Genomic DNA, 26896 nt, shown 5'->3' on the forward strand with positions numbered 1-26896 from the left:
CACCTCGCTCACGCTTTCTGGCGGAGGTCGACATGAGCAAAGGCGCGAAGACCCTGCCAGACCCGACAAATTTTGAACGTTCCATGGCGGGCTGAACCGCCCCCAAGCCGCATCATCGCGCGGCTTTTTCGGCATATCACTCCACGGAAGCCCGTCCGCGCGGATGCCTGTTCAACCGTGTTTCCCACCCTATGCAACAGTGCAGCTTTGCTGGCTTCAATGAAAAGCAGATTGATTATCAAATCGTATCTGGCCGGTATCTCCGCAGCGACCGAGTGCTTCACTGATACATCAGCACGTCATTACCCGTGCGCGATGAAATGTCTCTGTTTTTAGAGAAAGGGCGGCGTTACAAAAGCCTATGAGCATTTTTTTCTCCTCTGTGTCTGATGTTTTGAATGCAGGTTTCGACACGATCATCGACGTGCGCGCGCCATCGGAATTTGCCGAGGATCACATCCCCGGCGCGATCAATCTTCCGGTGCTGGATGACGCGGAACGTGCCCGTGTCGGCACGATCTATACGCAGCAATCGCCTTTTCTGGCGCGCAAACTCGGCGCCGCTTTGGTGGCGCGCAATGCCGCGAGCCACATCGAAGGGCCTCTGGCGGAGAAAGAGGGCGGCTGGCGGCCCTTGGTCTATTGTTGGCGGGGTGGGCAGCGGTCGAATTCCTTCGCGATCATCTTGCGGCAGATCGGCTGGCGGGTGGAGGTTCTGGACGGCGGCTACAAGTCGTGGCGTAGATTGGTGATCGGCATGTTGCACGATCAGGCTTTGCCGCATCGTCTCGTGCTGATCGACGGGAACACCGGCACCGCCAAGACCGATCTTTTGCATCGGGTCCGCTTGTTGGGCGCGCAGGTGCTCGACCTTGAAGGGCTGGCTCAGCATCGTGGGTCGATTTTTGGCCCGATGGGAGAGCAGCCCGCGCAGAAAGGCTTTGAAAGCCGGTTGGCGGAGGTATTGAGCCGTCTCGATCCCGCGCGGCCCGTGTTGGTCGAGGCGGAAAGCTCACGCATCGGGGAGGTGACGATCCCGGCGCGACTTTGGCGGGCGATGTGTTCTGCGCCTCGGATCGACGTGACGGCCGGTTTGCCCTCGCGGGCACGTTATCTGGCAGAGGCCTATGCCGATCTGACCGAGGATGTCCCAACGATGCAGGCGCGTTTGGATCAACTGATCCCGCTTCAAGGCCATGCGCGGGTCAAAACCTGGCGTGAAATGGCGGAGCAGGGGGCCTTTGCTGCGCTGGCCGAGGCCCTGATGGGGCAGCATTACGATCCGCGCTATGAAAAGTCCCGCGCCCGCCATTCTCCGGATGTGATTGCAGATTTCGATCTTGGCGATCTGAGTGTCGGCGCCCGCGACGAGGTGGCGGGGCGGATCGTGAGCCTTTTGAACTCGTGCTCAAATTAAGGCTCGATAAACAAACGCGCCGGGCCTTCGGTGATCTCCCCGATGATTGCGGCCTCGTAGCCCGCCTCACGTAGTGCAGCCAGACATTTCTCCGCCCGCATCGGCGAGACACAGGCCAAAAGCCCGCCCGCTGTTTGCGGGTCGAACAGCAAATCCGTCTCTGGCGTCTCCGGTCCCTCGTAGTCCGCGGCATAGGCGCGGTTGGCCGGGAAAATCGTCGAGCGCAGGCCGGCTTCGGCCAAGATCAAAGCGCCGGGAAGGAGCGGCACGTCTTGCAGTCGGATCACGGCCCCAACCTCAGAGGCGCGGCAAATTCCCAAGAGATGTCCAGCCAGCCCGAAGCCTGTGACATCCGTCATCGCATGGGCATTGCACAAAATCCGCGACGCCTCGCCGGAGCTTTGCACCATGGAGGCATAGGCCCGTTCCAGATCGCGCCCATTGGCCTTCATCTCCATCTCCGCGGCCAGCATCACGCCGGTGCCGATGGGTTTGGTTAGCAGAATCTGATCTCCGGGGCGCGCGCCTTTGAGCGTGATCGGTTGTTCCAACAACCCGGTGACCGTGAAGCCGATCGCCAGCTCCGCCCCCATTGCGGTGTGTCCGCCGATGATCTCCGCACCCTCTGCGTCAAACACCTCGCGGGCCGTCTCCATGATTTCGGTGAGCCAGCTTTCTTGCATGGCTTCGCTCATTTTTGGCAAAGTCACGGTGGCGAGTGCAGCCTGAGGCGCGGCCCCCATGGCCCAGATGTCGCCGAGCGCATGGATGGCGGTGATCCGGGTCATCAAAACGGGGTCTTCGACAAAAGCGCGCAGGTGATCGACGGAGGCCACCTGCCACGTGTCGCCATGGGTCAGAAGCGCCGCGTCATCGCCCGCCAGATGCAGCACGTCGCGCCGTTCCGGCCCCGGATGCGTGCTCAGAACGCGGCTCAAGATGTCGCCGCCCACCTTGGCGCCACAGGCGCCGCACATGGGCTTTTTGCCCTCGACCTCCTCGCGCAGCCCCTCGGCGACGAGTTCGGGCAGGGGCGGCGGCATCATTGCGGGCAGATCCTTGAGTTTGCGCATGAAGGCCCGGTCGATGTGATCTTTCCACTGCCACATCAAGGGGCCTTTGAGGCGCAGGCCGGACTTGTCCGCGAGCGCCGCTTTGCCGCCCAGAGAGATCAGTTTGAGATAGTCCTTTTGCGGATGATAGGCTCGTAGCTTTGCTGCCGTGCCGACGCTCAAAATCCGGCGCAGGTTGTCGAACAAGACAGGCGCCTCGCGCACGGCATAAACCCCGGCTTTGGGACGTGGGTCATGGGACAGATGGGCGCAATCTCCGGCGGCGAAAATGCGCGGGTCTGAGCTTTGTAGGGTCTTGTTCACAGTGATGAAACCGTCGGTCAGGTCAAGTCCGGTGTCCTTGAGCCAACTATAGGGGCGTGCGCCCGCGGCCCCCAAAGTGAAGCGCGAGGACAGTGTGGTGCCATCCGCAAACAGGACCTCCTCCGAACGCACCTCTATGACCTGCGATTTCGGGCGCAGTTTGATGCCCGCATCCGTCAGGGCGCCCAGAACGGCGGTGCGCGTGGCGGGGTGCATCTCGGTGAGGATCTCGCCGTGATCCACCAGACAGACCTGCGTGTTCGGGATCGTTTTGAGGCTTTGCGCCATGGCCATCGCCAGCTCCGCGCCCGCGACACCGCCGCCGATCACGGTCACTTCGGGCGCGACCTCTCCGGCCAAGGCCTCTTTGCGAAACTGGTCCCATCGGCCAGCAAAGGCCTCAAGCGGTTTGGCGGGGATGCCATGCTCGGCAAAGCCGGTCAGGTCAGGCATTGCGGAGGTGATGCCGATGTCGATGGAGGCGATGTCATAGCGGATCGGTGGGCGGCCTTCGACATGGATGAGCCGCGCAGCGCGATCAATCCCTGTGGCGCGGCCCAACACTGCCCGCGCGCCCGCAAATCGCGCCAACTGCAAGAGGTCCAATTCTAAGTCTTCGCGCTCATAATGTCCCGCCACAAACCCCGGCAACATCCCGGAATAGGCCGCCACGGCGCCGGGATTGATCACGGTGACACGCACACCGGGCAGAGGGCGCATGCCCCAGCGTTTCAGGATGAGCGCATGGCTGTGCCCGCCACCGATCAGGACGAGGTCTCGGGTCAGAGGGAAATCGAGCATGGCGCATCCAGTTTTCGCAAGGGCAGGCAAGAGTGTTAGGCAAAAATCTGACCCGAAGTCCGCCGCTTGGCAAGGGTGCTGGACGCCGCATGCTGCGCGTGCCAACATTGCGCCATGTTACGCACATCCTCCCCGATTGAGTCGATACGTGCCAAGGCGCGTGAAATTTTCCTCGAAGGTGTCGAAGCCGCCGATCCCGCCCATGCGGTCGAGACGGCGCTCAAGGGCCGCGAATTTAATGATCCGCTGATCATCGCCGTCGGCAAGGCCGCGCGCACCATGGCAGAGGCGGCGATGAAACATGTGATCGCAGAACCCGTGATCGTGGTCACCAATTACGAAAACGCCCGGCCACTGGAAGGCGCCGAAGTGCGCGCTGCGGGCCATCCCGTACCCGATGCGGAAGGGGCGCGCGCAGCTCTGCGTGTCGAAGAGGCGCTGTCGCACGCCAAGGGCGATGTGATCGCGTTAATTTCGGGCGGTGGTTCGGCCTTGTTGCCCGCGCCGGTGGTCGGCGTGTCCTTAGAGGACAAGGCAGAGGTCAATCGGCTTTTGCTCGCCTCGGGCGCCGACATTGTGACGATGAATCTCGTGCGCCAGCAGCTCTCGCGCCTCAAAGGCGGCGGGCTGTTGCGGGCAGCCGCACCCGCGAAAGTCACGGCTTTGCTTCTCTCGGACGTGGTCTCTGATGATTTGCGGGCGATTGCCTCCGGGCCGACTGTCTCTCCCATCGGCACCCGCGCGGAGGCTGCCAAGGTGCTGCAAGACCTCGGACTTTGGGACAAGCTGCCGCATTCCGTCTCCGCTTACCTGGCGCGACCGCAGGCCGACCTTGGCGCGTTGCCTGACAGCGAGGTCGCTCTGATCGGCTCGAACAAAATCTCTGTGTCGGCTATGGCGCGCGCAGCAGGGCCGGAGGCGCATGTCGATGAAACGCCTTTAGAGGGCGATGTCGCGGAAGCCGCGCAGACCATCATTGATCGTGCGTTGGCGGGCGGTGCGGGAACGTATCTGTTCGGCGGCGAAACCACCGTCAAACTCACCGGCGATGGTATGGGTGGGCGTAATCAAGAGCTTGCCTTGCGCGTGGCTTTGCTGGCTGAAGAGGCCGGGCTCACGGATTTCGTGTTCCTCTCCGGCGGCACAGACGGCCGCGACGGGCCGACGGATGCAGCGGGCGGGTTGGTCGACCCCGGCACGTTGGACCGGATGCGCGCCGTGGGGCTTGATCCCGCCGAAGTGCTCAAACGCAACGACAGCTATCACGGACTTCAGGCCGCAGGGGATCTTCTGCAGATCGGCGCGACGGGCACGAATGTGGCGGACCTTCAGGTCCTGATCCGCACCTGAGCGCGTTTCCTTGGTTACGTAAAATACCCTTGGTTCAACGCGCGAAAGAGAAGCCGTAGATCAGTTGACGCAGACCCAAGGCCGCGCCGGCAATGATTGCGGCGATGGTCACGGGGGCTGAATATGCGAGGACGGAAAAGGCCGAAAGACCCTGTCCGACCGTGCAGCCAAAGGCCACCACAGCCCCTACACCCATGAAGGCCGCGCCCATGATCTGGCGCTTTAGTTCGCGCGGGTCTTCGCAGGCTTCCCAACGGAAATGTCCCTTGATCATTGATCCGATAGCGGCGCCGACGAGCACACCGATGACCGAACCAACGCCAAAGCCGGGGGAGGTGGCCGATGAGGTCATGAGGTAGAAAAGCGTGTCGCCGATGGGGGCCGCGAATGTGTGGGACACGACCTGTGTCGCCTCGAACGTCGCCTCGGACAGCCAAGCTGTGCCAGCCCAGCCGGACGTGACGGCAAGACCCACGGCCACGCCCCAGAGGATGAGTTTGCGCTCAGCGCGAAAAGCGCGGGACGACAGCGCGATGCCAAGCAGGATAAGCCCGATGCCGAGGCCGGTGGCCACGACGGGCAAGCCGAGGCTCTGGCCCAGCCCGTGCGCAAGACCGGGCAGGGGGCCTTCGGCGGGACGGGGCGGAAAGAGCGTGACGCGAAGCTCGGCCAATGGGCCGTTCAAGGTGATGTAAGAGGTGAGACCCAAGACCAGAACGATGACGAAGTTGCGCAGATCACCGCCGCCCAGACGCGCCAGCGCACCAAAACCGCAATTGCCCGCCAAAGCCATGCCGTAGCCGAACAAAAGCCCGCCGAAGATCGAGGCCAGAGGCGACCAGGCGAGGGCAAGATATGGCGTTCGGGTTGGGTCGAAGAAGCCGAGGCCGATGAGGCTAAAGCTGCCGATCAGGGCCACGCCCAACGCGATGCCCCATTGCCGGGCCCGCAAGTCCGAACCCTGATACAGCGCATCTTCTATGGCGCCCATGGAACAAAACCGGCCAAGACGGGCCGCCAATCCAAGGACAAGCCCACCAACAAGACCAATCAGGGCCGCAAGCAGCCCTGGAGCAACAGTGTCGAGCATGTCTCCTCCCTATGCCCGCGCATGATGTCCTTTTGCCTGAGTTCAGGCTTTCTTCGGGCCACCATCCACGGAACAGAACATGTCGTAGATCACTTCGAGAATGCGTTTCGGGCGATCATCCGTCAAAGAATAATAAATCGCCTTGCCTTCACGACGAGGGGTCACGAGGCCTTCGAGGCGCAGCCGGGCGAGCTGTTGACTCACCGCGGCCTGACGCGCGGACAGAAGGTCTTCAAGCTCCGTGACGGATTTCTCGCCGGTCACGAGATGACACAGGATCATCAGCCGACCCTCGTGAGAGAGGGCTTTCAAAAGCTGCGATGCGTCGCAGGCGCTTGACATCATCACATCCAAATCCTTTTCGGACATGTTTTCAGTGACGATAGGTAAAGGCGAATTCACGTTGTCCACCCCATGTTCCTCAAAGATATGGCTTCTGTCTCTAGAAGGCGATGTCATCCATTATGGCATCGATGCCTGCTTGCGCGCAGTCGGCATCGAGGTCCGGTCCGGGTGCGCCTGAGACTCCGATCCCTGCTACTATAGAGCCTGACGCTTCAATCACAAGACCACCTCCGAGCGCCAGAGGCTCGCTCAGTTCGCGAATGCCTGCCATCATTTCACCGGGCGCGGTCAATTCGCCCAAGGACAGCGTGTCGGTTCGGAAGGAGACGGCGGTCCAGGCCTTGCGCCGGGCGGTCTCGAAGACGTGAAGACCGGCGAAGCGGTCGCGCACATAGACCTGCGGAATGCCGAAGCGGTCCACCACCATGACGCCGACCTGATAGCCCGCCTCGCGACAGCTTTCCATTGCGGCGATGGCGGCGGTTTGGGCCACTTCGGGTTTCAGCACCTGAAAGGTGACGAAGGCGTCATCGTCCTGCGCCACGGCGCGCGCCGCGAAAAGTGTGGCGCTAACTGCAGCGCTTACCGCCATGAATTTAAATAGTTTCATTCTTTCCTCCCTTGAATGTCACAAGTGTCTTGTCACGCGTCCCTCACCCGCCCGGCGTCCCCTCCTGAACCTGTTCGGTGGTGCTAACCGCCTCGAAATCCGAATGATCGCGGAGCAACATCGTCAGCATGGTCCAGAACAATTCATCGCCCCCGTAGCCCTCGATCCGGCCCTGTTCCACCCCGTCCTCCACGAGAATGAATGTGGGCGTAAAGATCACCGGGCCCTTGAAGGTCAGGTCGTCGGGCAACGGCGCGCGCAGGCCCATACGGCGCAGCGGTGCATAGGCGCCTTCCGGTGTTTTCGGATAAATTTCCGCGATCTCCGCATCCCAACGGGCGCAATATGCACAGCCGTGCTGCTCCACCATCACCAATTCCATGGTCGGTTCCATGGCGGTGGCGGGAAGAATCAGGGCGATTAGGGTGGCGATCGTGGTTAGAATTCTTGTCAACATATGTATACCAATTGACGGGTGCGGCATAATCTACATAATTTGAATATGTGAATGACACAAGTCGCGACGCGAAAGACCCGAGGTCTCCTACGCATGTGGCTTGCAGGGAAGAGGAGCCCTGCTCGGTGGATCGAAACTGGATCGCTGAGGGTCGCTTTGGGAGGGCTATATGCTGGATGTGACTTTTGTTTCCGCCCTTTTGGGCGGGTTGGTGGTGTTTTTCTCCCCCTGTATTTTGCCGATCGTGCCGTTTTACCTGTCCTACATGGCGGGCACGTCGATGGCCGATATCAACGCCGAGGGCGAATTGGCGCCGGGGGCGCGCAAACGCGCGATTCTGTCGTCGGTGATGTTTTCTTTGGGGATCATCACGGTCTTTGTGCTGCTGGGCGCGGCGGCGTTTTCGCTCAGCCAAGCGTTTCGCAGTCATCAGGACATCTTTCGCATCGCCTCCGCCGCTATCGTCTTTGTCATGGGACTGCATTTTCTGGGCGTCATCCGCATCGGATTTCTCAACCGCCAGTTCCAGATGCAGGCGGGTGACACCCGCAATATGACGATCTGGTCGTCCTATATCGTTGGCCTCGCCTTTGCCGCCGGATGGACGCCCTGTGTCGGGGGGGTCTTGGTCGGCGTGGTGATGATGGCCTCCAACGAGGCGACTGCGATGCGCGGGCTGATTATGATGGTGGTCTTCGGCATCGGCATGACCGCGCCCTTCGTGGTGGCCGCCGTCTTTATTAAACCCTTCCTCAAATTTGCGGCCAAATTCCGCCGTCATTTGCCGAAGGTCGAAAAGGTGATGGGGCTTTTCCTCATCCTCTTCGCTATATTGATCGTCACCAATTCGGTGAACGTGATTGCGGCGTGGATGTTGGAGACCTTCCCCTCTTTCGCGAAAATCGGATCAAACGGGAGCCTTTAACCATGTTTAACCTCGCACGACGTACTCTTCTGTCTCTGAGCCTCGCTGCCTTTGCCTTTCCCGCGCTGGCGGTGGAAATGGGCGATGACGGGCTGCACAAGACCGCGTGGCAGCGCGACACCTTCAAGGACCTGCGCGAAGATCTGGCCGAGGCCAATGCGGAGGGCAAACGCCTCTTGGTGATGGTCGAGCAGCGCGGCTGTATCTACTGCAAAAAAATGCATGAAGAGGTCTTCCCGGACCCTGAGATCACCCAGATGATCGAGGAGAATTTCTTCGTCCTTCAGATCAACATGTTTGGCGATGTCGAGGTGACGGATTTCGATGGCGAGAGCCTGCCGGAAAAAGACATGGTTCAGAAGTGGGGCACGCTGTTCACGCCGACGATTCTCTTCTTCCCCGAAGAGGTGGCCGAAGATGTCTCCGCCAAGGACGCCGCAGTGTCGACCGTGCCGGGGGCCTTCGGAAAACTGACGACCTACAATATGATGCAATGGGTTTTGGATCATGGCTACGACGGAGATGAGCCGTTTCAAAAATACCATGCGCGCCAAGTGTTTAAGCAGCAGGAACAAGGCGTGTTAAACGTCGGCGAATGATATATGTTAGCGCAAAATCAACGCTGCGGCGCAGAAAAATTCAAGTATTTGAATTTGTCTCTTGCTCTGCGACAGATTGGCACGCTACGGTATGCAAAACAAACAACGCAGATATGCGGGAATGTAAGTACAGTCTTTAGGGAGGAGACATGAAACGTATCGCAACCTGTCTTGTTGCACTCGGTCTGAGCACCGGTGTGGCAATGGCCGAAACGGCCCCCGGCGACGTTCAGTTCGACGACTACGGCGCGATTGAGGCCTCTCTGACCGGCACGCCGGGCAACCCCGAGGAAGGGCGCAAGATCCTGACCACGAAATCCATGGGCAACTGCGTCTCTTGCCATGCCGCCGATGCCTATGCTGATGTGCCGTTCCACGGCGAGGTCGGTCCTTGGCTCGATGGCGCGGGGTCGCGCTGGTCTGCGGCCGAGTTGCGTGGTCTCGTTGTCAACGCCAAGATGACGTTCGAGGGCACTGTGATGCCGGCCTTCTACAAGGTCGATGGTTTCACCCGTCCGGGTGATGCCTACACGGGCAAGGCCGCGCCGGCCGATCTGCCGCCGATCCTGTCGGCTCAGCAGGTTGAGGATGTGGTCGCCTATCTGATGACGCTGACGGACGAGTGATCTTCCGTCGGACCCTGACACTTAGAACTTAGGAGCAAACCATGAATCTCACACGACGTGACGCTCTGGCTCTGGGCCTCGGTGCGACCGCGGCGGCGCTTTTGCCGCTGAGTGCGACCGCCGCCGCCGAAGACGCCATTGCCGCATTCACCGGGGGTGCCGAGGCGGGCGCGGGCGATCTGACCCTGACCGCACCGGAGATCGCCGAAAACGGCAACACTGTGCCGATCACAGTTAACGCCCCTGGCGCCACGGCCATCGCCGTGTTCGCCACCGGCAACCCGACGCCCGAAGTGGTCGTGTTCAACTTCGGACCGCTGGCAGGCAGCCAGGCGGCCTCGACCCGCATCCGTCTCGCAGGCACGCAAGACGTTGTGGCGGTCGCGAAAATGGCCGACGGCTCTTTCGTGCAGACCTCCGCGACGGTCAAGGTGACCATCGGCGGCTGCGGCGGCTAACCCGATTTTTTAGGAGACAAAGACAATGGCATCTGGTGTCAAACCCCGCGTGAAAGTCCCCAAGTCGGCGTCTGCCGGTGAGGTGATCACGATCAAGACCCTCATTTCGCATCCGATGGAATCCGGGCAGCGCAAGGACAGCGACGGCAACGTCATTCCGCGTTCGATCATCAACCGTTTTACCTGTGAGTTTAACGGCGAAAGCGTGATCGACGTGACGCTCGAACCGTCGATCTCGACCAACCCTTACATTGAATTTGACGCGACTGTGCCCGAGGCCGGGACGTTCAAATTCACCTGGTATGACGATGACGGCTCCGTCTACGAGGATTCCAAAGAGATCGCGATTGCCTGATACGGTTGATCGGGTCGGCTTTGCCGCACCAAGGTCGTGTGCGCCCGGGGAGGGGCGCACACAATTCCCAGGGAGGAGAGATACGCATGAAAATCAATAAAATGCTCAGCACAGCCGCGGCTTTGACGGCACTCGCACTGCCTGCCTTCGCCGATGAGGATGCAGAGCTTGTCATCAATGGCGAGATCGAGATCGTGACCAAGACGGCAGCCCCCGCGCATCTCGACGGGCATCTGAGTGAAATCATGTCCGGCTGGCGTTTCCGCTCGGATGACACGCAGGCTATGGAGATGGATGATTTCGACAACCCGGGGATGCTGGGTGCCGAAGCCGGGTTCGAGCAGTTCGAAACCGTGATGGGGTCAGAGGGCAAATCCTGTATGGATTGCCACGACGGCGCCGAAAGCCTCGCCAATGTGCGCCCGACCTATCCGAAATGGAACGAAGACAAGGAACAAGTCTACACCATCCAGATGCAGATCAACGACTGCCTGACGGAACAGATGGGCGCTGAGCCGGAAAAATATGACAGCAACGCCATGCTGAACTTCGAAGCGGCGCTGGCCTCCGTCTCGCGCGGCATGCCGGTGAATGTCGCCATCGACGGCCCGGCCCAGTCCATCTGGGAGCAGGGCAAGGAGATGTATTACACGCGCTACGGTCAGCTGGATTTGTCCTGCGCCAACTGCCACGAGCAGAACTACGGCAACATGATCCGCGCCGACCATCTGTCGCAGGGTCAGATCAATGCCTTCCCGGCCTACCGTCTGAAAAACGCCAAACTCAACGGCGCGCATGGGCGGTTCAAGGGCTGTATCCGCGATACCCGTGCGGAGACCTTCGCCGCCGGTTCGCCGGAATTCGTGGCGCTTGAGCTTTATGTGGCGTCCCGTGGCAATGGCCTGTCGGTCGAAGGCCCGTCCGTTCGCAACTGATCTTTGACGGGGCCCCGCTTGGCGACGAGCGGGGCTTTGTCTTCCACAATATATTCAATTTTACGCATGAAACTTTGGGAAACGCTCAGGTTTCTGCGTACGACAACGGAGTTTCCGCATGATTTCACGTCGTGATTTCCTTCAGGTGTCCATGGCTGCGTCCGCCATGGTGGGCGCGTCCGGCTTTGGCAACTGGGCCCGACTGGCGGCGCAACAGGCGCTGACGCAGGACCAGCTTCTGGAATTCGACACCTTCGGGAACGTGTCCCTGATCCACGTCACCGACATTCATGCACAACTCAAACCGATCTATTTCCGCGAGCCGGAGATCAACATCGGCGTTGGTGGAAACAAGGGCGCGGTGCCGCATGTCACGGGCGCGGAGTTCCGCAAACTTTACGGCATAGAGGACAATTCCCCCTCGGCTTATGCGTTGAGCTACAATGATTTTTCCGCCTTGGGCAAAGCTTACGGCAAGGTCGGCGGCCTCGACCGCGTCGCCACCGTGATCAACTCGATCCGTGCGGCACGTCCCGACGCGCTGTTGCTCGATGGCGGCGACACCTGGCACGGCTCCTACACCTGCTACCACACGGCAGGACAGGACATGGTCAATGTGATGAACGCGCTCAAACCCGATGCGATGACCTTCCACTGGGAGTTCACGCTTGGCTCCGAGCGCGTCCGCGAAGTGGTGGCCGATCTGCCCTTCGCCGCACTGGGGGCCAATATCTATGACGCCGAATGGGATGAACCGGCGGAGGATTTTGCACCCTATAAGTTCTTTGAGCGTGGAGGTGTGAAAATCGCCGTGATCGGCCAGGCCTTCCCCTATATGCCCATCGCCAACCCTGGCTGGATGTTCCCGGAATACTCCTTTGGCATTCGCACCGAGCGGATGCAGGAGGTCGTGGACGAGGTGCGGGGGATGGGCGCGGAGCTGGTCGTTCTGCTGTCCCACAACGGCTTTGACGTGGACAAAAAGATGGCGAGCCTCGTGAGCGGCATCGACGTTGTGCTGTCGGGTCACACCCATGACGCGCTGCCGGAACCGGTTCTGGTGGGCGAGACGATCATCATTGCCTCGGGGTCCAACGGCAAATTTGTTTCGCGTGTGGATTTGGACGTGCGCGACGGGCGGATGATGGGTTTCCGCCACAAGTTGATCCCAATCTTCTCCGATGTGATAGAGCCGGACAAAGAGGTCTCGGCGCTGATCAACGAACAACGCGCGCCCTACGAGGAGGCGATGGGCGAGGTGATCGGCCAGACCGACAGCCTCTTGTACCGTCGCGGCAATTTCAACGGCACTTGGGACGATCTGATCTGTGACGCGCTGTTGAGCGAGCGCGAGGCGGACATCGCCATGTCTCCGGGTGTGCGTTGGGGGCCGAGCCTCCTGCCGGGGGACAACATCACCCGCGAGGACATCTGGAACGCCACCTCAATGACCTATGGCAAGGCGTATCGGAGCGAGATGACCGGCGAGTTCATCCATACGATTATGGAAGACGTGGCCGACAACATCTTTAACCCCGATCCCTATTACCAGCAGGGCGGCGATATGGTGCGGATGGGTGGCCTTGGCTACCGGATCGACATCACCAAGCCTCAGGGTGAGCGGATTTCTGAGCTGACGCTACTCAAGACCGGCGAGAAACTTGATCCGGCGAAGAACTACGTCGTTGCGGGCTGGGCCTCGGTCAATGAGGGCACCGAAGGGCCGCAGATCTGGGATGTGGTGGAGGATCACATCCGCAAACAGGGCACCGTCACAGTCGCGCCGAACACTTCGGTCGAGGTCATCGGCGCCTGAAATCTGCCGCTCTGACACCAGTGTTGGAGCGGTTTTTATAGAATGAATTCATTCACATCAGAGAATGAGAGAATTCATGCACAGCATGAAAGCACAGGATTCAAATCGGAGGGAGACACGAGAGATGAGTGAGACCCAAAACGACAAACCGGGCACCGGCCAGGGGACGAGCCGTCGCGCGTTTCTGCGTGGGGCTGCGGCCACCGGGGTGGGGCTGGCGGCGAGCCATGCCTCTGCCGAAGGCCCCGATCCGCTGATCACCGAGAAACAGGACTGGGCAATGGGCCTTGGCGATGGTGTTGATGCAACGCCCTATGGTCTGCCGATCAAATACGAGGGCGATGTCATTCGCCGCAACGTGCCGTGGCTGACGGCCGATCCGATCTCTTCGATCAACTTCACGCCGATCCATGCGCTTGACGGCACGATCACGCCGCAGGGCTGTGCCTTTGAGCGGCATCACTCCGGGGCGATTGAACTGAAAAAAGAAGACTATCGCCTGATGATCAACGGGTTGGTCGATACGCCGCTGGTCTTTACCTATGAGGATCTCGAACGCTTCCCGCGGGTGAACAAGACCTTCTTCCTCGAATGTGCGGCCAACACCGGCATGGAATGGGCTGGCGCGCAATTGAACGGCTCGCAATTCACCCATGGCATGATCCACAACATGGAATACACCGGCGTCACTTTGCGCACTCTGTTGGAAGAGGCGGGGCTGGATGCGGCCGGTGATCTGGCGGACAAATGGGTCTATGTCGAGGGCGCGGATGCCTCCTCGAACGGGCGCTCAATCCCGATGGAAAAGGCGCTGGATGACTGCATGATCGCGTTCAAGGCCAATGGCGAAGCGCTGCGCATGGAGCATGGCTATCCGGTGCGTCTGGTCGTGCCCGGCTGGGAAGGCAACATGTGGGTGAAATGGCTGCGCCGCATCGAAGTGACCGCACAAGCCATTGAATCGCGTGAAGAGACCTCGAAATACACCGACACTCTGGCAGATGGCACCTCGCGCAAATGGACCTGGGTCATGGATGCGAAATCTGTGGTGACCTCTCCCAGCCCGCAGATGCCGATCAAGCATGGCAAGGGGCCTTTGGTGATCACAGGTCTGGCGTGGTCGGGCCGTGGCGCCATCACCGGCGTCGATGTGTCGAAGGACGGCGGCAAGACCTGGGAAAAGGCCCGTCTGGCCAATCCCGGCGAACCGATGGCGCTGACGCGGTTCTATCTTGATACCACTTGGGACGGTGAGGAAATGCTCCTGCAAAGCCGTGCTCATGACGACACGGGTTATGTTCAGCCGACCAAGGCGCAGCTTAGAGAAGTGCGCGGCGAGAACTCCGTCTATCACAACAACTGTATCCAAACCTGGCATGTCAAATCGAACGGGGAGGCGGAAAATGTCGAAGTTTCTTCCTAAACTGATCCTCACCACAGCTCTCTCCGCGACATTGGCGATGCCTGCTTTCGCGGAAAAATTCGGCCTCGGTCGTGCGGCTTTGCCCGAAGAAATCGCCGCGTGGAACCACGATATTTCGCCCAATGGTGACGGGCTGCCCATTGGCTCCGGCTCTGTTGAAGATGGCGAGATGATTTTCTCGGAAAACTGCGCCGTGTGTCATGGCGAATTCGCCGAAGGGGTCGGGAATTGGCCGAAACTGGCTGGTGGTGATGGCACTTTGGCCGACAAAGATCCGCTGAAAACCGTGGGCTCCTACTGGCCGTATCTCTCGACGGTCTATGACTATGTCCGTCGCTCGATGCCCTTTGGCGCGGCGCAGACCATGTCGGACGACGATGTCTACGCGATCACGGCCTATATCCTTTATTCGAACTACATCGTTGAAGATGATTTCGTGCTCTCGAATGAGAACTTCCTCGAAGTCGAGATGCCGAATGCCGAGGGCTTTATCACCGATGATCGCGCCGAGACGGAATACACGATCTTCACCGAAGACAACGCTTGCTACGAGAACTGCAAGGAGACGGTCGAGATCACCAAACGTGCGACCGTTCTCGATGTGACGCCGGAGGAGGAGACGACGGAAACCGCCGCAGAGCCTGCAACCGATGAGACGGTTCAGGTCGCGATGGCCGAAGAGGCCCCCGCAGAGGAGGCGCCTGTCGAGGTTGCCGCCGCCGCGTTTGACGAGGCTTTGGCTGCCGAGGGCGAGAATGTCTTCAAAAAGTGCAAAGCCTGTCACCAAGTGGGCGAGGGTGCCAAGAACCGCACCGGACCTGTCCTCAACGGCGTGCTTGGTGCGACCATCGGTCATGTGGAAGATTTCAAATATTCCAACGATTTCACGGATGCTCGCGAGGAAGGTTTCACCTGGACCGAAGAGAACCTGACCGCCTATCTGCACAAACCAAAAGCGATGTTCCCGCGGACCAAAATGTCCTTCGCCGGTTTGAAAAGCGACGAGGATATTGCAGCGGTGATCGAATATCTTAAGGCCACGACGCAATAAGCGTAGATATGACTTCGAAAGGGCGGCTATCTGGCCGCCCTTTTTTCGTGGTAGGATAAATACAGGGAGGATTTTTCAATGAAACCAATCTTCAATGCGATTGCGCTTTGCGCTTTTCTCTCATCGCCCGCCTTGGCCAGCGATCTGGAAAATGATCAGGCGATCACTTTTGACTTTGACGGCACATTCGAGGACGCGACCTTTGCGATTGAGAATGCGATCGTCTCCAAAGGTCTCGTGATCGACTATCGCTCACATACGGGCGATATGTTGGAACGCACGAAGGAGGATGTCGGCTCCGAGGTGACGATTTTCGATGCGGCGGATATCTTCCTCTTTTGCTCGGCGCTTGTGTCGCGGCAAGTGATGGAGGCCGATCCCAGCAATATCGTCCATTGCCCCTATGCGATCTATGTCGCGGATCGAGAGGGCAAGGTCACCATCGGCTTCCGAGACTATCCCGATGGCCCGATGCAAGCGGTCGAAGATTTGCTGACAGAGATTGTCGAAGAGGCCACAAGCTTTTAAATATCCCTTCTGACGATGGAAGGGATAAAAGATGGATTGGATCGACCGGTTTGCGGGGCTCTCGACACTTGAGCCCAAGGTGCGCGAGCGTCTCGTGACGCAGTCGCAGATCGTTCACCTTCCTGCCGGGACCATTTTGTTCGGCCCCGGCAAGAGCCCGGAAAACCTACTGATGCTGATTGAGGGCACGGTGCGGGTGCAACAGACCACTGAATCCGGCCGCGAGATCGTGCTTTATCGGGTGCATGCGGGGGAGAGCTGTGTGATGACCACGGCCTGCCTTCTGGCCTATGAGGATTACAGCGCCGAGGGCATCGCCGAGACGGAGGTCGATGCCGTCGCCATTCCGCGCCGTGTGTTCGACGATCTGGTGGCCACCTCGCAGAGCTTTCGCAATTTCGTGTTCTCCGCCTATTCGCGCCGGATCACCGATCTCTTTCATGTGATTGAGGAAATCGCCTTTCAAAAGATCGATATCCGGCTGGCGCAAAAGCTATTGGAGCTGACGAACGGTGGGCCGGTGCTCAAGGCAACGCATGCGCAACTGGCCGCAGAACTGGGGTCCGCTCGTGAGGTGATTTCACGCCAGCTACAGGAATTCCAGCGCCGCGGATGGGTCCAAACCGCCCGCGGCGAGGTCAAATTGACGGACCGCGAGGCGCTGGACGCACTCGCGCATTCCGGCTGATTATTTCATCTTGCAGGTGTTGATCCCGAAAATCGAATAGAGCGGGCAAGAGGACATCAGCCCGGTCACAAGCGGGATGATCCCGATCAGATAGAGCCAGCGCAGGGACGCATCGGCGTTCATGAAAAAGCCGAGGATGAGGGCAAGGCCAACTACGATACGCAGGACGCGGTCAATGCCGCCGACATTCTTTTTAAGCATGGAACTCTCCATTGGTGAACCAGCTGTAGGCTACCGCTCCACGTGCCCGCCTGTCTGTAACAAACTCACATCCAGCACAAAGAGGGGCAATTTTTCCGACGCCGGTGTGAAACGGGCAGAATGTTCGATTTGTACAAAAGAAAAGCGGGGCCTCGCATGAGACCCCGCCAATTGGTTCGAAAAGTGATGGTTTAGTCCATCGCTTTGAAGTTCAGAGCAACACCGTCTTTGATGCCGGAGAACCAGCGGGCAGTGACTTTTTTCGTCTTGGTGTAGAATTTGAACGCGTCCGGCCCGTATTGGTCGAGATCGCCAAAGGCGGATTTTTTCCAGCCGCCGAAGGAGAAGTAGGACAGCGGCACAGGGATCGGGAAGTTGATGCCGACCATGCCCACATCGACGCGGGCGGCAAAGTCACGTGCAGTGTCGCCATCGGCGGTGTAGATCGCGGTGCCGTTACCATATTGGTTGTCGAGGATCAGGTTGAGCGCGTCCTCATAGCTGTCCATCCGCACAGTGGAGAGCACTGGGCCGAAGACCTCTTCCTTATAGATGTCCATCTCCGGGGTGACGTTGTCAAAGAGCGTCGGGCCAACGAAATAGCCGTTCTCATAGCCTTGGATCTTCATGCCGCGGCCATCGGTCAAAAGCGTCGCGCCCTGGTCTACACCGGAGGTGATAAGGCCTTCGATGCGCTCTTTGGCCTGCGCGGTGATCACCGGGCCGTAATCCGTGTCTTCACCGGCGGTGTAAGGGGCCACTTTGAGCTTTTCGATCTTCGGCACCAGCTTTTCGATCAGGCGATCTGCGGTTTCTTTGCCCACAGGCACTGCGACGGACACGGCCATGCAGCGTTCGCCAGCGGCGCCGAAACCGGCACCCACCAGCGCATCGGCGGCCTTGTCGAGATCGGCGTCGGGCATGATGATCATGTGGTTTTTCGCGCCACCGAAACACTGTGCGCGTTTGCCGTTGGTGGCGGCGCGACCGTAGATATATTGCGCGATGGGCGTGGAGCCGACAAAGCCCACAGCTTGGATGGTCTCGTTGTCGAGGATCGCATCGACCGCCTCTTTGTCACCATGCACGACCTGCAAGACGCCATCGGGCAAACCGGCTTGTTGGATCAGCTCGGCGAGCATCAGGGACGTCATCGGCGTGCGCTCGGACGGCTTCAGGATCATTGCGTTGCCGGAGGCAATCGCGGGCGCCATTTTCCAGAGCGGGATCATCGCAGGGAAGTTGAATGGCGTGATGCCGGCCACGACGCCAAGCGGTTGGCGGATGGAGTAGAGATCGATACCCGGCCCCGCGTCACCGACGAATTCGCCTTTTAGCAAAGCGGGCGCGCCCATACAGACCTCGACCACTTCGAGGCCACGCTGCACATCGCCTTTGGCGTCGGGGAGCGTCTTGCCGTGCTCGCGCGACAGGCATTCGGCCAGAGCGTCCATGTTCTCGTTGATCAGTTGACCGAACTTCATGAAAACGCGGGCGCGGCGCTGCGGGTTCACCTTGGCCCATTCTTTTTGGGCGACAGCTGCTTTTTCGACTGCATCGGCCATTTCGGCAGGCGTGGCGAGCGGCACTTTGGCGATGACTTCGCCGGTGGCCGGGTTGCGCACCTCTGAGAATCGGCCGGATGTGCCAGCGACATAGGCGCCGTTGATGAAGTGTTTGAGTTCTTGCATGGAAACCTCCTGATCTTTGAGACGATCTTAACTTTGCGTTTTTGTCTTAAAAAGATAGAAGATTTCAAAAACATTTTGCATTCTTGCAATGGTCTATGTTTGCTTGAGGCCATACGGTGGCGACTTTCGCGCGCGCCTGTCGAAAGAGAATGCGAGGCAAAAGGCGATGAATTGGGATGATTTACGGGTGTTTCTGGCGGTGGCACGCACGGAAAGCCTGTCGGGGGCCGGGAGGCAGTTGAAGATTGATCCGGCCACGGTAGGGCGGCGTATTGCTCGGCTCGAGGAAGGGCTGGGCGCGCCTCTGTTTGCGAAATCACCGCAGGGCTATGAGCTGACGCGGGACGGCGGTCGGCTTTTGGCCCATGCGGAGGCGGCGGAGCAGGCGGTGTCTTTGGGGCTCGATGACCTGACTGGAGATGGCGATGAGCAGCTCAAAGGTGTGATCCGCATCGGCGCGCCGGATGGCTGTGCGAACTATGTGCTTCCGCGCGTTGTGGCGCGAATCGCCGAGGAACATCCCGACCTTGAGGTGCAGATCATTGCGCAACCGCGGCTCTTCAGCCTGTCGAAACGCGAGGTCGACCTCTATGTCAGCGTCTCACCGCCAACCTCCGGGCGTTTGCTGGTGCAGAAGATTACGGACTATCATCTCTCGCTCGCGGGGATGCGGTGGTATCTGCGCCAGAACGAGGACATTGTGACGCGAGAGGATTTGAAGCGTCACAAATTGGTCGGCTATGTGCCCGATCTGATTTTCGACAAAGAACTCGACTATCTTGAGGAAATTGGCGCCAGCGAGGCCGATTATACGTCGAATTCGGTCTCCGTGCAGCTCAACATGATCCGGGCGGGGCTTGGGATCGGGGTCGTGCATGACTTTTGCCTGCCTTATGTGAATCGCATGGTGCGGGTGCTGCCGGACGAAGTGCGGCTCAAGCGGGCCTTTTATTTGGTGCGCCATGCGGATGACCGCAAAGTCGAACGCCTTTCGCGGTTTTCCGAGGTTTTGTGCCAAAGCATGCGCGAGGTGGTCGAACGTCTTGAACGCGAAGCTTGACAGATTGTCGTGGGCGGTGAACGCTAACATCAGGGAGACACAGGAAAAACGCGCGGCAGCGCATCAGATATTTTTAGGGAGGACACATGATCGTAGGACAGATTCTGAAAGCCAAGGCCATTGACGAGACCATCACCATTGGGCCGGACGTGACCGTGGGCGAGGCAGCGAAAATCTTGTCGAGTCGAAAGATCGGCGCGGTGATCGTTGCAACTGATCCGAAGCACCCCGAGGGCATCCTGTCGGAACGTGACATCGTGCGCGAATTGGGTAAGACCGGCAGCGAGGTTCTGGCGCACAAAGTGTCGGATTTCATGACGCGCAAGCTGGTGTCCTGCCGGCCCGACGATACGGCCTTGGCCGTTCTGGAGCGGATGAGCACCGGTCGCTTCCGCCACATGCCAGTGATGAGCGACGACGAGATGATCGGTCTTGTTTCTATCGGTGACGTGGTCAAAGCGCGGCTGGAACAGCTTGCGATGGAGAACAAATCGCTCGAAGGCATGATCATGGGGCACTGACACATGAGGCCCGCGATCTAAGTCTCGGGTTTCACGAGTTTTGCCGAGAATACAAAGAAATTATGACATGTAACGGGGCGTTAGCGCCCCAATACGCCCCAAACCTCTTGATTTCGCACCTGCAATATTGTTGCGTGCGCAGAAGAAAGAGGAGGAGACCACCCCATGCGTATTGGTTTGTATCCCGGCACATTCGATCCGGTGACCCACGGCCATGGCGACATCATTCGCCGGGCCTGTGCTTTGGTGGATCGTCTGGTGATCGGCGTGGCGATCAACCGGGACAAGGGGCCATTGTTCACCCTCGAAGAGCGTGTCGAGATGCTGGCGGAGTATACGGCAAGGCTTGCCGCAGACACCGGTTGTGAGATCGTGGTGCATCCGTTCGAGAACCTGTTGATCCAATGCGCGCGCGATGTGAATGCCTCGATCATCATTCGCGGTCTGCGCGCTGTTGCCGATTTCGAATATGAATATCAGATGGTTGGCATGAACCGCGCGCTCGACAGCAAGATCGAGACGGTGTTCCTGATGGCCGATGCGCGGCATCAGGCGATTGCCTCGAAGCTGGTGAAAGAGATCGCGCGCCTCGATGGGGATATTTCCAAATTCGTGGCGCCAGAGGTGGAAAAGCGGCTTTTGGCCAAGTTCAAAGCCTGAGGTTTTCAAAGCCAGATATGAAAACGCCCCACAGGAGGAGGACTGTGGGGCGTTTTTCTTTTGTGGTGTCTAAGTCTTAGCCGTAGATCGCGTCATGCGCCATTTGGCGTGCGCGGATGTCGTCGATGTTAAGGTCAGCTTTGACCTTGGCCGAAAGGCCGTCGAGTTCGGCGAGAGTGCGGCGATAAGCGGCCCGTTTGCGGGCGGCGGTAGCGAGGGAGACGAGCGTTTTCATGATGCCGATCCTTTGGGTCCAGTCTGTGTTTTCTGGCCCCTATATGCGCCCGCATTAGCGCTAACACCAATGCCGGTTCGCCAAAATCGCTATGCGTTTTGCGCATGGGTTTTCTGAGGGTGCATGGCTTTTGCGGAGAAGGGTCGGTTAAAACGAGGGGATCACCCCGATCGCGACAAAGCCGTTAAGGACCGCATCCACGGCGACGGCGGCCAGAACCATGCCCATGACTCGGGATACGATGGCGGCACCCGTATCGCCGATGACGCGCAGGATCGGTTGCGCGGCCAGAAGGATCACTAGGGTGATCAAAAGCACGACGACCATGATCGCGGCGGTCATCGCCTGATGGGCGACGGAAAAGCGGTCGTTGTCTGTGAGCATGACCACGGCCAACATCGCGCCAGGCGACGCGATAGAGGGCATGGCAAGAGGAAAGACGGAGACGCGGCGGGCCTGAGCCTGTTGATCGCTGCGGGGCTTTTCGACTTGGGCGGTTTCATGAGACGGTTTGCCGTCGCCGAAGATCATCGTGAGCGCGAAGAGGAAAAGCACCAGCCCCCCCGCGATCTGGAAGGATGGGAGGCCGAGGCCGAGGGCATCCAGCACCACCTGACCCAACAAGATGAAGGTCAAGAGGATCACAAAGGCGATCACCACAGCGCGCGCCGCCGCCATACGTGCCAGACGCGGCGCAAGACCGGCGGTGGCGGCGATAAAGACGGGCAGGGTGCCGATCGGGTCGATGACAACCCAAAGCGTGATGAATTCGCTGATGATGGTCGAAAAGCTGGGCATGTGTGGCTCGCGGATGTTTGTACGTCACATAACATCGCTCAGACGTCGAGCAATAGAAAACGCCCCGGAAATTTCCGGGGCGTCTCCTTCTCCCGTTCGCGCGGGATAACTTATGCGTTTTAGAGGAACTTGCTCATGGCGACAGCCGTGTCTGCCATACGGTTCGAGAAGCCCCATTCGTTGTCATACCAGGTCAGGATACGGCACATGGTGCCTTCCATGACTTTGGTCTGATCGGTGTGGAAGATCGAGCTGTGCGGATCGTGGTTGAAATCCGAGGACACGAGCTTGCGGTCGGTATAGCCGAGAATGCCTTTGAGCGGGCCATCGGCGGCAGCTCGGATTTTCTCGTTGATCTCTTCGACCGTGGTCTCGCGGGCGGCCTCGAAGGTCAGGTCGACGACGGAAACATTCGGCGTCGGCACGCGGATCGCCACGCCGTCCAGCTTGCCGGCCAGTTCCGGAAGCACCAGACCCACGGCCTTGGCGGCACCGGTGGACGTCGGGATCATCGACAGGGCGGCGGCACGGGCGCGATACAGGTCTTTGTGCATCGTGTCCAAGGTCGGCTGGTCGCCGGTGTAGCTGTGGATCGTGGTCATGAAGCCTTTCACGATGCCGATTTCGTCGTTCAGCACTTTGACGACCGGTGAGAGGCAGTTCGTGGTGCAGGACGCGTTGGAGACCACGACGTCTTCGGCGGTGAGCACGTCATCGTTGACACCGTAGACGATGGTTTTGTCGGCACCGGCGGACGGCGCGGAGACCAGCACACGGGACGCGCCGTTTTCGAGGTGGATCGCGGCCTTGTCACGGGCGGTGAAGATACCGGTGCATTCCATCACCACGTCGATATGCGACCAAGGCAGTTCGGCAGGGTTGCGGATCGCGGTCACGGCAATCGGGCCACGGCCAACATCGATGGTGTCTTCGGTGTATTTCACCTCGACCGGGAAACGGCCGTGCACGCTATCGAACTGCAACAGATGGGCGTTGGTTTCCACCGGACCCAGATCGTTGATCGCGACCACTTCGACATCGGTCCGGCCCGATTCGATGATGGCGCGCAATACGTTACGCCCGATACGCCCAAATCCATTGATTGCAACTTTCACGGCCATGTCAGCACCTCCTTGACGCGATGGCTAGTGAGAGAACGGGGAGGGTGTTCTCTCGCTCATAAAATCTTGAGGCCGGTTTTCGGCCTTTGATTGTCGTTGGCCTCATACTGTTAGCGCTACCTTGCGGGAAACGCCATCGGAAACCTTAAATTCAGCGCCAGAATGCGATCCAATGGATCAGTCGTAGGATTTCGCGGGCCAAAAAAAGCGACCCCGCTCCTCCGTTGAGGCCAAAATCAAGGCCGAGCGTGATCGCGATCACGATGGCAAGCCCGACGGCGATTGAGTTGGTCATGTTCTGCGCTTTTGTCTGTCTTGCAGGCACAATGCGTCAGGGGTGTGAAGAAAAAAAGGGGGCAGATCAAAAAAAGCAGAAAAGAGCCCAAAGGTTTCCCTTTGGACTTCACGTTGGTGTGCAGAGATGAGACAGGGCGAAGGCTCCTCTTCCTCCGCCCTGTGACCGGGCCTGCGCTTATGACAGGCGGCCCATGGCGGCGGCGACATCGGCCATACGCGCCGAGAAGCCCCATTCGTTGTCGTACCAAGCGAGCACGCGCACGGTGCGGCCGACGACTTTGGTCTGGTCGGGGGCGAAGATCGACGACTCAGTGGTGTGGTTGAAGTCGATGGAGACCTTCGGCTCCGGATCATAACCCAGAACAGCGCCCATGTGCCCGGCGGCGGCTTCGCGCACGACCTCGTTCACGTCTTCGACGGTGACGTCTTTGGACGCTTGGAAGGTCAGATCGACACAGGACACGTTCGGGGTCGGCACGCGAATCGAGGTGCCGTCCAATTTGCCTTTGAGTTCCGGCAGAACGAGCCCCAGTGCCTTGGCGGCACCTGTCGAGGTCGGGATCATCGCCATGGAGGCGGCGCGGGCACGATACAGGTCTTTGTGGCGGCGGTCATGGGTGGACTGGTCGCCGGTGTAGGAGTGGATCGTGGTCATGATGCCGCTCTCGATGCCGATGCCATCGTTCAGCACTTTCGCCAGCGGCGCGAGGCAGTTGGTGGTGCAGGAGCCGTTGGAGATGATTTTATCTTCAGCCAGAATATCGCGGTGGTTCACGCCAAAGACCACGGTGCGGGCCACATTAGTCGCAGGCGCGGAAATCAGCACCTTTTTTGCGCCATTGCGCAGGTGAACGGCGGATTTTTCGCCATCGTTGAACTTGCCGGAGCATTCAAGCACCACATCGACACCTTCCCAATCCAGTTCTTCGGGATTGTAGGTGGACATCACTTCGATCGGGCCCTGGCCCAGATCCATGGTGTTGCCCGCCACCTTGACGGAGCCGTTGAAGCGGCCATGGACCGAGTCGTACTTTAGCAGGTGCGCGTTGGTCTCGATGGGGCCGGTGGCGTTGATCTTGACCACTTCCACTTCATTGAGACCGGCTTCAGAAATATGTGCCAGCGTGCAGCGGCCGATGCGGCCAAAGCCATTGATCCCGAGTTTGATGGTCATGAGTGAGTCTCCAAGCTTGATCTGAGTGGCGTGGGTCTTTGGGGGTCCGTATACAAAGGTGTGCTATTTCGGAAAAGTGTTTAACGCCAACATGTTGGCGCAAACATTTTTGTTATCGCAAACATTGGGCGCCTCATGTGCGATATACGCGGTGCAAGTCCCTCCTGCTCGGATATCTATCGACAAAAGAATGCGGCAAAAAAGAAAAGGCCCGCCGGAACAGCGGGCCTTTCTGATGTCGATGTGGATGGGTTTAGCCCAAGAGCGCTTTGACCTGAGCCACCACGTTCTCGGCGGTGATGCCGAATTTCTCGTAAAGCTCTTCGGCAGGTGCAGAAGCGCCAAAGCGGGTCATGCCGACAAAGGCCTGTTTCGCTTCGCGGCCACGCTCGCCCAAAAGCCAGCGGTCCCAGCCGCCGTCACGCACGGCGGCCTCGACGCCGACACGCACCGGACCTGCGGGCAGGACCTTGCGACGGTAGGCTTCGTCTTGCTCGGCGAAAAGCTCCATACAGGGCATGGAAACGACGCGGGTGCCGATGCCGTTCTCTTGCAGGAGTTTGCGGGCTTCCATGGCAATCGCCACTTCAGAGCCGGTGGCGATCAGGATCGCTTCGCGTTTGCCTTCGGCCTCGGCCAGCACATAGGCGCCTTTGGACACAAGGTTGGTGTTCTTGTGCTCAGTGCGCAGCGTCGGGACGCCCTGACGGGTCAGCACCAAAACGGAGGGGGTCTTTTGCGCGGTCAGCGCGATTTCCCAGGCCTCTGCGGTCTCGACCGTGTCACAGGGACGAATGGTCAGCGTGTTCGGCGTCGCACGGCAGATGGCGAGATGCTCGACCGGCTGGTGGGTCGGGCCGTCTTCGCCCAGACCGATGGAGTCGTGGGTCATCACGTAAGTCACCGGGATCTGCATCAGAGCCGAGAGACGCATCGCCGGGCGCGCGTAATCGGTGAAGCAGAAGAAGGTGCCGGAGTAGGGACGGATACCGCCATGAAGCGCCATGCCGTTCATCGTGGCGGCCATGCCGTGTTCGCGGATGCCGTAATAGACGTAGCGGCCCTTGCGGTTGGTCTCGTCAAACACACCCATGTCGCCGGTGAGCGTGTTGTTCGAGCCGGTGAGGTCGGCGGAGCCGCCGATGGTCTCGGGCATGATCGGGTTGATCACTTCGAGCACTTTTTGCGAGGACGAGCGCGTGGCCAGCTTCGGCTGCTCTTCGGAGATCTGTTTCTTGAACGCTTTGATGATGGCGGAGAGTTTCTTCGGCGCCTCACCTGCGAAAACGCGGTTGAACTCGGCCTGACGGCGCTCGGATTGCTCTTCGAAACGGGCTTCCCAGGCGACGCGCTCTTCGCGGCCTTTGGCGCCGATCTCTTCCCACTGGGATTTGACGTCTTCGGCAACCTGATAGGCGCCCCAGTTCACGCCATAGGCGGCTTTGGCGGCGGCCAGTTGGTCGGCATCGGTCAGTGCGCCGTGGCCTTTGGAGGTGTCCTGTGCCGCGTGACCCAGAGCGATGTGGGTTTTGCAGGCGATCATCGACGGTTTCTTGGATTTTTTCGCGGCCTCGATGGCGGCGTCGATCTGTTCCGGGTCATGGCCGTCGATGGATTGAACATGCCAGCCGGAGGCTTTGAAGCGCGCCACCTGATCGGTGCGGTCGGCGATGTCTACGGTGCCGTCGATGGTGATGTTGTTGTTGTCCCAGAAAACGATCAGCTTGCCGAGTTTCTGACGACCGGCGAGCGCGATGGCTTCTTGCGACACACCTTCCATGAGACAGCCGTCGCCGGCCATCACATAGGTGTGGTGGTTCTGAAGCTTGGAACCGAAACGGGCGCGGAGCGATTCCTCTGCCATGGCGAAGCCGACGGCGTTGGAGATGCCCTGTCCGAGCGGACCGGTGGTGGTTTCAACTCCATCCAGCAGGAAGTTCTCCGGGTGACCGGCGGTTTTCGCGCCCATCTGGCGGAAGTTCTTGATCTGCTCGAGCGGCATTGCTTTGTAGCCGGTCAAATAGAGCAGGGAGTAGATCAGCATGGAGCCGTGGCCCGCCGACAGGATGAAGCGGTCGCGGTCCGGCCAAAGCGGAGCCGAGGCATCGAATTTCAGGTGCTTTTCAAACAGCACGGTGGCCACATCGGCCATGCCCATCGGCATGCCGGAGTGACCGGAATTGGCACCGGCGACGGCATCGAGCGTCAGGGTGCGGATGGCGGCGGCACGCATCCAGTGATCGGGGTGCGCCTCGCGCAGGGTTGCGATGTCCACGGGCGGATCTCCT

The 26896-nt window shown here is 59.5% G+C and carries 29 protein-coding genes; 16 read left to right on the forward strand and 13 right to left on the reverse strand.

Annotation, left to right across the window (positions count from 1 at the left end; genetic code table 11):
* The first annotated feature begins 361 nt into the window (after window positions 1-361).
* The gene (gene mnmH / locus J5Y17_RS16885) at window positions 362-1417 is read left to right on the forward strand and encodes a tRNA 2-selenouridine(34) synthase MnmH (protein ID WP_219786857.1); all 1056 of its coding nucleotides are present in this window, start codon (window positions 362-364) and stop codon (window positions 1415-1417) included.
* Here mnmH and selD read toward each other — a convergent pair.
* The gene (selD, locus tag J5Y17_RS16890) at window positions 1414-3594 is read right to left on the reverse strand and encodes a selenide, water dikinase SelD (protein WP_219786858.1); all 2181 of its coding nucleotides are present in this window, start codon (window positions 3592-3594) and stop codon (window positions 1414-1416) included. The two genes, mnmH and selD, sit on opposite strands and share 4 nt — an antisense overlap.
* 114 nt (window positions 3595-3708) lie before the next feature.
* Between selD and J5Y17_RS16895 the strand changes: the two genes are divergently transcribed.
* The gene (locus tag J5Y17_RS16895; protein WP_219786860.1) at window positions 3709-4944 is read left to right on the forward strand and encodes a glycerate kinase; all 1236 of its coding nucleotides are present in this window, start codon (window positions 3709-3711) and stop codon (window positions 4942-4944) included.
* A gap of 34 nt (window positions 4945-4978) precedes the next feature.
* Here the strand turns inward: J5Y17_RS16895 and J5Y17_RS16900 are convergent, their stop codons facing one another.
* The 4 genes from J5Y17_RS16900 to J5Y17_RS16915 all read right to left on the reverse strand — a co-directional run bounded on the left by J5Y17_RS16900 (window position 4979) and on the right by J5Y17_RS16915 (window position 7446).
* Window positions 4979-6034 carry a YeeE/YedE family protein gene (locus J5Y17_RS16900; protein ID WP_219786862.1) on the reverse strand — a complete coding sequence of 352 codons (1056 nt, stop codon included), beginning with the start codon at window positions 6032-6034 and terminating at the stop codon, window positions 4979-4981.
* Between the two features lie 42 nt (window positions 6035-6076).
* Window positions 6077-6403 (reverse strand): helix-turn-helix transcriptional regulator, encoded by a 327-nt coding sequence (locus J5Y17_RS16905; RefSeq protein WP_219787021.1) that lies wholly within the window; start codon window positions 6401-6403, stop codon window positions 6077-6079.
* A 73-nt stretch (window positions 6404-6476) separates the two neighbouring features.
* Complete coding sequence (locus J5Y17_RS16910) at window positions 6477-6989, reverse strand: heme-binding protein (protein ID WP_219786864.1); 513 nt, start codon at window positions 6987-6989, stop codon at window positions 6477-6479.
* 43 nt (window positions 6990-7032) lie between these two features.
* Window positions 7033-7446, reverse strand: coding sequence for a hypothetical protein (locus tag J5Y17_RS16915; RefSeq protein ID WP_219786866.1), 414 nt, complete (start codon window positions 7444-7446; stop codon window positions 7033-7035).
* A 169-nt stretch (window positions 7447-7615) separates the two neighbouring features.
* On the opposite strand from J5Y17_RS16915, the gene J5Y17_RS16920 reads away from it, so the two are divergent.
* The 11 genes from J5Y17_RS16920 to J5Y17_RS16970 all read left to right on the forward strand — a co-directional run bounded on the left by J5Y17_RS16920 (window position 7616) and on the right by J5Y17_RS16970 (window position 16850).
* On the forward strand, window positions 7616-8371 hold the full coding sequence (locus tag J5Y17_RS16920) for a cytochrome c biogenesis CcdA family protein (RefSeq protein ID WP_219786868.1): 756 nt from the start codon (window positions 7616-7618) through the stop codon (window positions 8369-8371).
* Window positions 8372-8373: 2 nt separating this feature from the next.
* Window positions 8374-8970 (forward strand): thioredoxin family protein, encoded by a 597-nt coding sequence (locus J5Y17_RS16925; protein WP_219786869.1) that lies wholly within the window; start codon window positions 8374-8376, stop codon window positions 8968-8970.
* 149 nt (window positions 8971-9119) lie between these two features.
* Complete coding sequence (gene soxX, locus J5Y17_RS16930; protein ID WP_219786871.1) at window positions 9120-9596, forward strand: sulfur oxidation c-type cytochrome SoxX; 477 nt, start codon at window positions 9120-9122, stop codon at window positions 9594-9596.
* A gap of 41 nt (window positions 9597-9637) precedes the next feature.
* Complete coding sequence (gene soxY / locus J5Y17_RS16935) at window positions 9638-10054, forward strand: thiosulfate oxidation carrier protein SoxY (protein ID WP_219786873.1); 417 nt, start codon at window positions 9638-9640, stop codon at window positions 10052-10054.
* Between the two features lie 25 nt (window positions 10055-10079).
* The gene (gene soxZ, locus J5Y17_RS16940) at window positions 10080-10409 is read left to right on the forward strand and encodes a thiosulfate oxidation carrier complex protein SoxZ (protein WP_219786875.1); all 330 of its coding nucleotides are present in this window, start codon (window positions 10080-10082) and stop codon (window positions 10407-10409) included.
* A gap of 86 nt (window positions 10410-10495) precedes the next feature.
* Window positions 10496-11344 (forward strand): sulfur oxidation c-type cytochrome SoxA, encoded by an 849-nt coding sequence (soxA, locus tag J5Y17_RS16945; RefSeq protein WP_219786876.1) that lies wholly within the window; start codon window positions 10496-10498, stop codon window positions 11342-11344.
* Window positions 11345-11462: 118 nt separating this feature from the next.
* A complete protein-coding gene (soxB, locus tag J5Y17_RS16950; RefSeq protein ID WP_219786878.1) occupies window positions 11463-13160 on the forward strand; it encodes a thiosulfohydrolase SoxB in 1698 nt (565 codons plus the stop codon).
* Window positions 13161-13284: 124 nt separating this feature from the next.
* Window positions 13285-14583 (forward strand): sulfite dehydrogenase, encoded by a 1299-nt coding sequence (soxC, locus tag J5Y17_RS16955; protein WP_219786880.1) that lies wholly within the window; start codon window positions 13285-13287, stop codon window positions 14581-14583.
* The gene (locus J5Y17_RS16960; RefSeq protein ID WP_219786882.1) at window positions 14564-15634 is read left to right on the forward strand and encodes a c-type cytochrome; all 1071 of its coding nucleotides are present in this window, start codon (window positions 14564-14566) and stop codon (window positions 15632-15634) included. The genes soxC and J5Y17_RS16960 overlap by 20 nt, the downstream gene beginning before the upstream one ends.
* Window positions 15635-15712: 78 nt before the next feature.
* On the forward strand, window positions 15713-16162 hold the full coding sequence (locus J5Y17_RS16965; RefSeq protein ID WP_219786884.1) for a DUF302 domain-containing protein: 450 nt from the start codon (window positions 15713-15715) through the stop codon (window positions 16160-16162).
* Between the two features lie 31 nt (window positions 16163-16193).
* Window positions 16194-16850, forward strand: coding sequence for a Crp/Fnr family transcriptional regulator (locus tag J5Y17_RS16970; RefSeq protein ID WP_219786886.1), 657 nt, complete (start codon window positions 16194-16196; stop codon window positions 16848-16850).
* Here J5Y17_RS16970 and J5Y17_RS16975 read toward each other — a convergent pair whose 3' ends face one another.
* Together J5Y17_RS16975 and J5Y17_RS16980 are read right to left on the reverse strand one after the other, a co-directional pair.
* A complete protein-coding gene (locus J5Y17_RS16975; RefSeq protein WP_219786888.1) occupies window positions 16851-17051 on the reverse strand; it encodes a DUF2892 domain-containing protein in 201 nt (66 codons plus the stop codon).
* 191 nt (window positions 17052-17242) lie between these two features.
* Window positions 17243-18742, reverse strand: coding sequence for a CoA-acylating methylmalonate-semialdehyde dehydrogenase (locus J5Y17_RS16980; protein ID WP_219786890.1), 1500 nt, complete (start codon window positions 18740-18742; stop codon window positions 17243-17245).
* Between the two features lie 166 nt (window positions 18743-18908).
* Between J5Y17_RS16980 and J5Y17_RS16985 the strand changes: the two genes are divergently transcribed.
* The 3 genes from J5Y17_RS16985 (at window position 18909) to coaD (ending at window position 20983) form a co-directional block, all read left to right on the forward strand.
* Entirely contained in the window at window positions 18909-19802 is an 894-nt protein-coding gene (locus tag J5Y17_RS16985; protein WP_219786892.1) for a LysR family transcriptional regulator, read from the forward strand.
* Between the two features lie 86 nt (window positions 19803-19888).
* Window positions 19889-20323: a CBS domain-containing protein gene (locus J5Y17_RS16990; protein ID WP_219786894.1), complete on the forward strand. Its 435-nt coding sequence runs from the start codon at window positions 19889-19891 to the stop codon at window positions 20321-20323.
* A gap of 165 nt (window positions 20324-20488) precedes the next feature.
* Window positions 20489-20983: a pantetheine-phosphate adenylyltransferase gene (coaD, locus tag J5Y17_RS16995; protein WP_219786896.1), complete on the forward strand. Its 495-nt coding sequence runs from the start codon at window positions 20489-20491 to the stop codon at window positions 20981-20983.
* A 76-nt stretch (window positions 20984-21059) separates the two neighbouring features.
* Here the strand turns inward: coaD and J5Y17_RS17000 are convergent, their stop codons facing one another.
* From J5Y17_RS17000 to tkt, 6 genes are all read right to left on the reverse strand, one after another.
* Entirely contained in the window at window positions 21060-21218 is a 159-nt protein-coding gene (locus J5Y17_RS17000; RefSeq protein WP_219786898.1) for a hypothetical protein, read from the reverse strand.
* Window positions 21219-21365: 147 nt separating this feature from the next.
* On the reverse strand, window positions 21366-22016 hold the full coding sequence (locus J5Y17_RS17005) for a MarC family protein (protein ID WP_219786900.1): 651 nt from the start codon (window positions 22014-22016) through the stop codon (window positions 21366-21368).
* 119 nt (window positions 22017-22135) lie between these two features.
* Window positions 22136-23137, reverse strand: a complete 1002-nt coding sequence (gene gap / locus J5Y17_RS17010; protein WP_219786903.1) for a type I glyceraldehyde-3-phosphate dehydrogenase — start codon at window positions 23135-23137, stop codon at window positions 22136-22138.
* Between the two features lie 151 nt (window positions 23138-23288).
* The gene (locus J5Y17_RS17015) at window positions 23289-23432 is read right to left on the reverse strand and encodes a hypothetical protein (RefSeq protein WP_219786904.1); all 144 of its coding nucleotides are present in this window, start codon (window positions 23430-23432) and stop codon (window positions 23289-23291) included.
* A 177-nt stretch (window positions 23433-23609) separates the two neighbouring features.
* Window positions 23610-24608, reverse strand: a complete 999-nt coding sequence (gene gap, locus J5Y17_RS17020; protein WP_167602171.1) for a type I glyceraldehyde-3-phosphate dehydrogenase — start codon at window positions 24606-24608, stop codon at window positions 23610-23612.
* Between the two features lie 253 nt (window positions 24609-24861).
* Complete coding sequence (gene tkt / locus J5Y17_RS17025; RefSeq protein WP_219786906.1) at window positions 24862-26883, reverse strand: transketolase; 2022 nt, start codon at window positions 26881-26883, stop codon at window positions 24862-24864.
* Window positions 26884-26896 lie beyond the last annotated feature (13 nt).

The sequence above is a fragment of the Celeribacter sp. PS-C1 genome, from assembly GCF_019429625.1.
In the GTDB taxonomy this organism is placed as follows: domain Bacteria; phylum Pseudomonadota; class Alphaproteobacteria; order Rhodobacterales; family Rhodobacteraceae; genus Celeribacter.